This window comes from Methylobacterium sp. WL116 (assembly GCF_008039455.1).
GTDB lineage: Bacteria > Pseudomonadota > Alphaproteobacteria > Rhizobiales > Beijerinckiaceae > Methylobacterium.
In genome coordinates this window covers 1-7,980 of record NZ_VRUV01000194.1, presented here as the reverse complement: position 1 = coordinate 7,980, position 7,980 = coordinate 1, and the positions used below count along the sequence as shown (strand labels likewise).

The following is a 7,980-nucleotide window of genomic DNA, read 5'->3' as shown; positions in this document are numbered from 1 at the left end:
GTGCTGGCCGGCGCCGGGTTCCTATCCGATCCGGCCGCGCGGACGTCGCCCGCGAGATCGAGGCTCTGGCGCCGGGCTCCGAGGTCTTCCCGCAGGTCGAGCGCCTCGGCACCGCGCATGCAGTGCTCGCGGCGCGGGCGGTCCTGAGCAACGGCGAAGGCGGGGAGGGCGACGACGTCATCGTGGCGTTCGGCGACACGCCGCTGATCACCGGCGAGACCCTGGCGCGGCTGCGGGCGCCCCTGGCCGAGGGCGCGGCGGTGGCGGTGCTGGCCTTCGAGACCGAGGCGCCCGCCGGCTACGGCCGGGTGCTCACCGAGGGCACCCGCGTGGTCGCGATCCGCGAGGAGAAGGACGCCACGCCTGAGGAGCGCGCGGTGCGCCTGTGCAATGCCGGCCTGATGGCGCTGTCGGGCGCCCACGCGCTGGCGCTGCTCGAGCGGATCGGCAACGACAACGCCGCCGGCGAGTACTACCTGCCCGACGCGGTGGCGCTGGCGATCGGCGACGGTCTCTCCGTCGCGGTGGTGCCGGTGACGGAGGCGGAGGCGCAAGGGGTCAACGACCGGGTGCAGCTCGGCGTCGCCGAGGCCGCGATCCAGGCCCGCCTGCGCCGCAGCGCCCAGCTCGGCGGCGCGACGCTCGTCGCCCCCGAGACGGTGTTCCTGAGCCACGACACGATCCTCGGGCGCGACGTGCTGGTCGAGCCCAACGTGGTGTTCGACACCGGCGTCCGCGTCGACGATGCTTGCGTGATCCACGCCTTCTCGCACCTGAAGGACGTGCGCCTGGAGGCCGGCGCCAGCGTCGGCCCGTTCGCCCGCCTGCGCGGCGGCGCGGTTCTGGAGGCCGGCGCCACCATCGGCAACTTCGTGGAGCTGAAGAACGCCCGCCTCGGGCCGGGCGCCAAGGCCGCGCACCTGACCTATCTCGGCGACGCCGAGATCGGCGCCCGCGCCAACGTCGGCGCCGGCACCATCACCTGCAACTACGACGGGGTCTCGAAGCACCGCACCACGATCGGGGCGGGCGCCTTCATCGGATCGAACTCGGCCCTCGTCGCCCCCGTCACGGTCGGGGCCGGCGCCTTCGTCGCCTCCGGCTCGGTGATCACCGACGACGTGCCCGAGGGGGCGCTCGCCGTCGCCCGCGGGCGCCAGGCGACGAAGCCGGGCTGGGCCGAGACGAAGCGGGCGGCGTTGCGGGCGGAGAAGGCGGCGCGCGCGGGGAAATCCTGATCCTCTTCAAAACGCCGCGCCGGTCCCTCATCTCTCGGCTGGCACCGGCCCGATTCCTAATGCCCGCCCTGCGTAGCCACCAAGGGCTGGCCTCGCGCCGCGCCGATCCGGTACAAGCCGCCGGTCCACCGGGCGATACGAAAGACAACCCAGCATGTGCGGCATCGTCGGCATCGTCGGTAACGGGGCAGTGGCCGGTCCGCTGATCGAGGCGTTGCGGCGCCTGGAATACCGCGGCTACGACTCGGCCGGCATCGCCACGCTGGAGCAGGGCCGCCTGGCGCGCAGGCGGGCGTCGGGCAAGCTCGTCAACCTCCAGGCGCGCCTGCGCGAGGAGCCGCTGGCGGGCGCGATCGGCATCGGCCATACCCGCTGGGCGACGCACGGGCGGCCGAACGAGACCAACGCCCACCCCCACGCCACCGCGCGGCTTGCGGTCGTGCACAACGGCATCATCGAGAACTTCCGCGCGCTCAAGCAGGAGCTCGAGGCCACGGGCGTCCGCTTCGAGAGCGAGACCGACACCGAGGTGGTGGCCCAGCTCGTCAGCCACGCCATGGACCAGGGCCTCGGGCCGGTCGAGGCGGTCGCCGCCTGCCTGCCGCGCCTGCGCGGCGCCTTCGCGCTCGGCTTCCTGTTCTCCGGCCACGACGACCTGCTGATCGGCGCCCGCCACGGCGCGCCGCTCGCCATCGGCTTCGGCCAGGGCGAGACCTATCTCGGCTCGGACGCGCTGGCGCTGGCGCCGTTCACCGACGCGCTCACCTACCTGGAGGAGGGCGACTGGGCGATCCTGTCGCGCGCCGGCGCCGAGATCCGCGACATCCACGGCACGGTGGTCCAGCGCCCGCGCCAGACCATCGCGACCCAGGCCTACCGGATCGACAAGGGAAACCATCGCCACTTCATGGCCAAGGAGATCCACGAGCAGCCGGAAGTCGTCGGCCGCACGCTCTCCCACTACGTCGACCTCGCCCAGGGCCGCGTCGCACTGCCCGAGCCGCTGCCGTTCGACTTCGCCAAGCTGTCGCGCCTCAACATCACCGCCTGCGGCACCGCCTTCTATGCCGGGCTCGTCGCCCGCTACTGGTTCGAGCAGATCGCGCGGCTGCCGGTCGAGATCGACGTAGCCTCCGAGGCGCGCTACCGCGAGGCGCCGCTGGAGCGGGACGGGCTGACCCTCGTCATCTCGCAATCGGGCGAGACCGCGGACACCCTGGCCTCCCTGCGCTACGCGAAGTCCCAGGGCCAGCACAGCGTCTGCGTCGTCAACGTGCCGACCTCGACCATCGCGCGGGAATCCTCCGTGGTGCTGCCGACGCTCGCCGGCCCCGAGATCGGCGTGGCCTCGACCAAAGCGTTCTCGTGCCAGCTCACGGTGCTGCTGTGCCTGGCCATCGCCGCGGGGCGGGCGCGCGGCACCATCGATGCGGCCGAGGAGCGCCGCCTCGTCGACGCGCTGATCACCGTGCCCGGCCTGATGGCCGACGCGCTCGCCCGCGAGAACGAGATCGAGGGGCTGGCCCGCGAGATCGCCAAGGCGCGCGACGTGCTCTACCTCGGCCGCGGGACGAGCTACCCGATGGCGATGGAGGGCGCGCTGAAGCTGAAGGAGATCAGCTACATCCATGCCGAAGGCTATGCGGCGGGCGAGCTCAAGCACGGGCCGATCGCGCTGATCGACGAGAGCGTGCCGGTGATCGTGATCGCACCCCACGACGCGGTGTTCGAGAAGACCGTGTCGAACATGCAGGAGGTGGCCGCCCGCGGCGGGCGCATCGTGCTGATCGGCGACGCCAAGGGCGCGGCCGAGCACGGGCTCGACACCCTGGCCACGGTGACGATGCCCGACCTCGACCCGACGGTGGCGCCGATCGTCTACGCGGTGCCGATCCAGCTCGTCGCCTACCACACCGCCGTCGTCATGGGTAAGGACGTCGACCAGCCGAGAAACCTCGCCAAATCGGTGACGGTGGAATAGGCGTCGGCCGTCAGACGCCGATCAGCAGGATCGCGAGCGCCGCGAGCACCGCGCCGATCGCCGGGCCGGCGACCGGGATCAGGGCGTAGCCCCAATCCGAGTGCCCCTTGCCGGCGATCGGCAGCACCGCATGGGCGAGGCGCGGCCCGAGATCGCGGGCCGGGTTGATCGCGTAGCCGGTGGTGCCGCCGAGCGAGAGGCCGATCCTCCAGACCACCATGCCGACGAGGTAGGGCGCCAGCCCCGTCGGGATGTTGCCGGAAGCCCCCACTGTCCGCGACAGCAGGGCGCTGATGATCAGGATCAGCAGGAAGGTACCGATGATCTCGCTCGTCCAGTTCGCGGCCGATTGCCGGATCGCCGGATCGGTGCAGAAACAGGCCCGCTTCAGGCCCTGATCCTCGGTGACGGCCCAGTGCGGCAGGTAGTGCAGCCAGACCACGGTCGCGCCGAGGAAGACGCCGATCATCTACGCGGGCACGTAGATCAGGAGCTTGCTCGGTTTCCCGGACGTGATCGCACCGGCGATCATAACCGCCGGGTTGATGTGCGCGTCGGGGCTGCCCGTCGCGGTCGCGACGAAGATGCCGGCCAGCACCGCGAAGGCCCAGCCGGCGGTGATCGCGATCCAGCCCGCGCCCTCCGCCTTGGAGCCGCGCAGCAGCGCGCCGGCGACGACCCCGTTGCCGAGGATGATCAGCACCATCGTGCCGAGAAGCTCGCCCAGGAACGGCGACGTCATGAGGTTTCCTCCGAGAGTGTCCGAGATGGGAAGCGGTCGAGGCGGCGGCCTCAATCCTCCTGCTCGTCCCAGTCGAAGGCGCGCTTCACGGCGCGGCCCCAGGCGGCGGTGATGCGCCGGCGCTCGCCCGCATCCATGTTCGGCACCCAGCGCCGGTCGACGCCCCAGTTGCGCACGAGGTCGTCGGTGCTCCGCCAGTAGCCGGTGGCGAGGCCCGCCGCGTAGGCGGCGCCGAGTGCCGTGGTCTCGGTGACCCGCGGGCGCACCACCGGCACGTCGAGGATGTCGGCCTGGAACTGCATCAGGGTGACGTTGGCGACCATGCCGCCGTCCGAGCGCAGCTCGCGCACGGGGATGCCGGAATCCTTCTCCATCGCCTCCAGCACCTCGTGCGTCTGGAAGGCGGTCGCCTCCAGGCAGGCGCGGGCGATGTGGCCGCGGTTGGCGTAGCGGGTCAGGCCGATGATCAGGCCACGGGCGCCCTCGTTCCAGTGCGGCGCGTAGAGGCCCGAGAAGGCGGGCACGAAGTAGACGCCGCCGTTGTCCGCGACCGTGGTGGCGAGGCTCTCGACCTCGGCGCTGTCCTGGATCATGTGCAGGTTGTCGCGCAGCCACTGCACCAGGGCGCCGGTGATTGCGATCGAGCCCTCGAGCGCGTAGACCGCCGGTTTGCCGTCGAGCTTGTACCCGAGCGTGGTGACGAGGCCGCAGGTGGAGGGAACCGGCGTCTCGCCGGTGTTCATCAGCGCGAAGCAGCCGGTGCCGTAGGTGTTCTTGGCCTGGCCCGGCTGGAAGCAGGCCTGGCCGAACAGGGCCGCCTGCTGGTCGCCGAGGATGCCGGCGATCGGCACGCCGGAAAACGGCACCCGCGTCTCGCCGTAGACCTGCGAGGAGGAGACGATCTCGGGCAGCATCGCCCGCGGGATGCCGAAGGCCGAGAGCATGCCGTCGTCCCAGGCCAGGGTCCCGAGGGACATCAGCTGCGTGCGGCTGGCATTGGTCACGTCGGTGAGGTGGAGGCCGCCGTCCGGGCCGCCCGTCAGGTTCCAGACGAGCCAGGTGTCGATGTTGCCGAACAGCACGTCGCCGGCTTCCGCCTTCTCCCGCGCGCCCGCGACGTGGTCGAGGAGCCAGCGCAGCTTCAGCCCGGAGAAGTAGCTCGCCAGCGGCAGGCCGGTGAGCGCGCGGAAGCGGTCGCGCCCGCCGTCGCGGGCATATTCGGTGACGAGGCGGTCGTTGCGGGTGTCCTGCCAGACCAGGGCGTTGTGGAGCGGTTGGCCGGTGCGCTTGTCCCAGATCAGCGTGGTCTCGCGCTGGTTGGTGAGGCCGATCGACAGGAGGTCCTTCGGCGTAAGCCCGGCGCCGTCGAGGGCGTCCTGCATCACGCCTTGGGTGTTGCGCCAGATCTCCATCGGATCGTGCTCGACATGGCCGGGTCGCGGATAGATCTGCGCGTGCTCGCGCTGCTTGCAGACGATGATGCGCCCCTCGCGGTCGAACACGATGAAGCGGCTGCTGGTGGTGCCCTGGTCGATGGCGCCGACATACTGGGACATGGCTGTCTTCCTCCCTTGCGGACCGTGGGTCGATCGTCTCCCGCGGACCAGTCTTCGCGCCGATTCCGCGCCGCGCACCTTGATTCAGGCGGCTTCCGCCTTTCGCGTCAGGTAGGCGGCGAGCCGCGCGGCCCCGTCCGGGCTGGTGCGCAGGCCGAGCTTCGAGCGCCGCCACAGGATGTCCTCCGCCGTGCGGACCCATTCCGAGCGGACGAGGTAGTCGACCTCCGCCGCGCTCAGGCCGCCCTCGAACGCCTCGCCGAGGTCGGCCAGGCTGCGCGCGCCCTTGACGATGGCCCGCGCCTCGGTGCCGTAGGCGCGGGCGAGCCGCCGGGCGGTCTCGGCCGGCAGGAACGGCGCCTCGCGGGCGAAGGCGGCGAGGAAGGCGTCGAAATCCGCCTCCGGCATCGCTCCGCCGGGCAGGGTCGCCTCACCCGTCCAGGCCGGCTTCAGGCCGGGGAAGTGGGACGCGATCTTCTCGATCGCGTGCTCGGCGAGGCGGCGGTAGGTGGTGATCTTGCCCCCGAACACCGAGAGCGCCGGCGCCTGCCCGCCGGCATCGTCGACGTCGAGCACGTAGTCGCGGGTCACCGCCGAGGCGTTGGCGGCGGCGTCGTCGTAAAGCGGGCGCACCCCCGAATAGCTCCAGACCACGTCCTTCGGCCCGGTCACTTTGGCGAACGAGCGGTTGATGCAGTCGCAGAGGTAGCGCGTCTCGTCCTCCGAGATCCGCACCGGGCCGGGCTCGTTCGCGTAGGGGACGTCGGTGGTGCCGATCAGCGTGAAGTCGCGCTCGTAGGGGATCGCGAAGATGATGCGCTTGTCGGGCTGCTGCAGGATGTAGGCCTGGTCGCCCTCGTAGAGCTTGGCGACCACGATGTGGCTGCCCTTGATCAGCCGCACCGCCGCGCGGCTGTTCACGCCGAGCGTTCCGCCGAGCGTCGCGCTCACCCAGGGGCCGGCGGCGTTCACCACCGCCTTCGCCCGGACGGTCTCGGTCCGCCCGGTGACTGCGTCGCGCAGGGTCGCCGTCCACGTCCCGTCGACTCGGCGCGCCGACTCGACGCCGGTGCGGGTGCGGATCTCGGCGCCCCGGGCCTGCGCATCCATGGCGTTCAGAACCACGAGGCGGCTGTCCTCGACCCAGCAGTCGGAATAGACGAACCCCTTCGTGAGCCGGTCCAGAAGCGGTGCGCCCATCGGCGATGTTCGCAAGCGAACCGTCTTGGAGCCGGGCAGGGTGCGCAGCCGGGCGAGGTGGTCGTACAGGAACAGGCCGGCCCGCAGCATCCAGGCCGGGCGCAGGCCCGCGTCGTGCGGCAGCACGAAGCGGAGCGGCCAAATGATGTGCGGCGCCTGCCGCAGCAGGCGCTCGCGCTCGGCCAGAGCCTCCCGCACCAGGCGGAACTCGTAGTATTCGAGGTAGCGCAGGCCGCCGTGGATCAGCTTGGTGCTCGAGGACGAGGTGAATTCCGCGAGGTCTCCGCGCTCGCACAGCAGCACCGAGAGGCCGCGCCCGGCCGCGTCGCGGGCGATGCCGGTGCCGTTGATGCCGCCGCCGATGACGAGCAGGTCGTAGGGGGCGCCCAGCGCCAGCACGTTCGAGACCGTCGTCATGAGTCGCCTCCCGCCCCGGCCGATGCCCGGGTCGGCAGAATATTGCCTTATCATAGGATTTTCGCAAGCGAAAATTGCGATGTTCGCTACGGCTCGTCTCGGTCGGCCACCGCGAGGGCGACGCCGTGACGCTCCATCAGGGCGACGATCTCGGGCGGCGGGACGCGGTCGGTAAAGAAGGTGTCGATCTGCTCCAGCCGCCCGACCTCGACCATCGGGCGGCGGGTGAACTTGGTGTGGTCGGCCACGAGGAAGGTCTGGCGCGCATGCGCCACGATGGTCTGCGTCGCCCGCACCTCCTCGTAATCGTAGTCGAGCAGGGCGCCGTCGGCGTCGATCCCGCTGATGCCGATGACCGCCACGTCGACCCGGAACTGGCTGAGGGTGTCGCAGGTGAGCTGGCCCAGGACGGCGCCGTCGCGGTTGCGGATCGTGCCGCCCGCCACGACGATGCGGAAGTCGGTCGCCTCCGCCAGCCCGACCGCCACGTTGAGGTTGTTGGTGATGATGCTGAGGTCGTCGTGGCGGACGAGTTCGCGCGCCACCGCCTCCGGCGTGGTGCCGATATTGAGGAACACCGAGCAGTGCGACGGGATGCGGCCGGCCGCCAGCCGGCCGATCCGGGTCTTCTCGGACAGCAGCGTGGTGCGGCGGTCGGCGTAGTCGATGTTCTCGACGCTGGACGGCAGGCCGCCGCCGCCGCGGTAGCGCTCGAGCCGCCCCTCCGCGCTGAGCTCATTGAGGTCGCGCCGGATCGTCTGCACGGTCACGCCGAACTGGCTCGCCAGGGCCTCGATCGTCACGAAGCCGCGCTGGCGCACCGCGGCGACGATCGCCCCGCGCCGC

General features: G+C 71.3%; 5 protein-coding genes and 1 pseudogene. 2 read left to right on the top strand and 4 right to left on the bottom strand.

The features are described from left to right. Both glmU and glmS read left to right on the top strand, forming a co-directional pair. The coding region (gene glmU / locus FV223_RS14900) for a bifunctional UDP-N-acetylglucosamine diphosphorylase/glucosamine-1-phosphate N-acetyltransferase GlmU (protein WP_147727771.1) at window positions 1-1,238 on the top strand (1,238 nt) is incomplete at its 5' end. A gap of 154 nt (window positions 1,239-1,392) precedes the next feature. Then, window positions 1,393-3,219 carry a glutamine--fructose-6-phosphate transaminase (isomerizing) gene (gene glmS, locus FV223_RS14895; RefSeq protein ID WP_147727770.1) on the top strand — a complete coding sequence of 609 codons (1,827 nt, stop codon included), beginning with the start codon at window positions 1,393-1,395 and terminating at the stop codon, window positions 3,217-3,219. A gap of 10 nt (window positions 3,220-3,229) precedes the next feature. Here the strand turns inward: glmS and FV223_RS14890 are convergent. The 4 genes and pseudogenes from FV223_RS14890 to FV223_RS14875 all read right to left on the bottom strand — a co-directional run. Next, window positions 3,230-3,961: pseudogene (locus FV223_RS14890) on the bottom strand (MIP/aquaporin family protein). 50 nt (window positions 3,962-4,011) lie between these two features. Next, window positions 4,012-5,517 carry a glycerol kinase GlpK gene (glpK, locus tag FV223_RS14885; RefSeq protein WP_147727769.1) on the bottom strand — a complete coding sequence of 502 codons (1,506 nt, stop codon included), beginning with the start codon at window positions 5,515-5,517 and terminating at the stop codon, window positions 4,012-4,014. A gap of 84 nt (window positions 5,518-5,601) precedes the next feature. After that, a complete protein-coding gene (glpD, locus tag FV223_RS14880) occupies window positions 5,602-7,134 on the bottom strand; it encodes a glycerol-3-phosphate dehydrogenase (RefSeq protein WP_187274860.1) in 1,533 nt (510 codons plus the stop codon). Between the two features lie 86 nt (window positions 7,135-7,220). Continuing rightward, on the bottom strand, window positions 7,221-7,980 hold a 760-nt coding region (locus FV223_RS14875; RefSeq protein ID WP_147727768.1), incomplete at its 5' end, for a DeoR family transcriptional regulator.

Excerpts from the sequence above, each read along its gene's own strand:
- glpK (WP_147727769.1), bottom strand. The coding sequence starts at position 5,517 with ATGTCCCAGTATGTCGGCGCCATCGACCAGGGCACCACCAGCAGCCGC.
- glmS (WP_147727770.1), top strand. The coding sequence starts at position 1,393 with ATGTGCGGCATCGTCGGCATCGTCGGTAACGGGGCAGTGGCCGGTCCG.
- glpD (WP_187274860.1), bottom strand. The coding sequence starts at position 7,134 with ATGACGACGGTCTCGAACGTGCTGGCGCTGGGCGCCCCCTACGACCTG.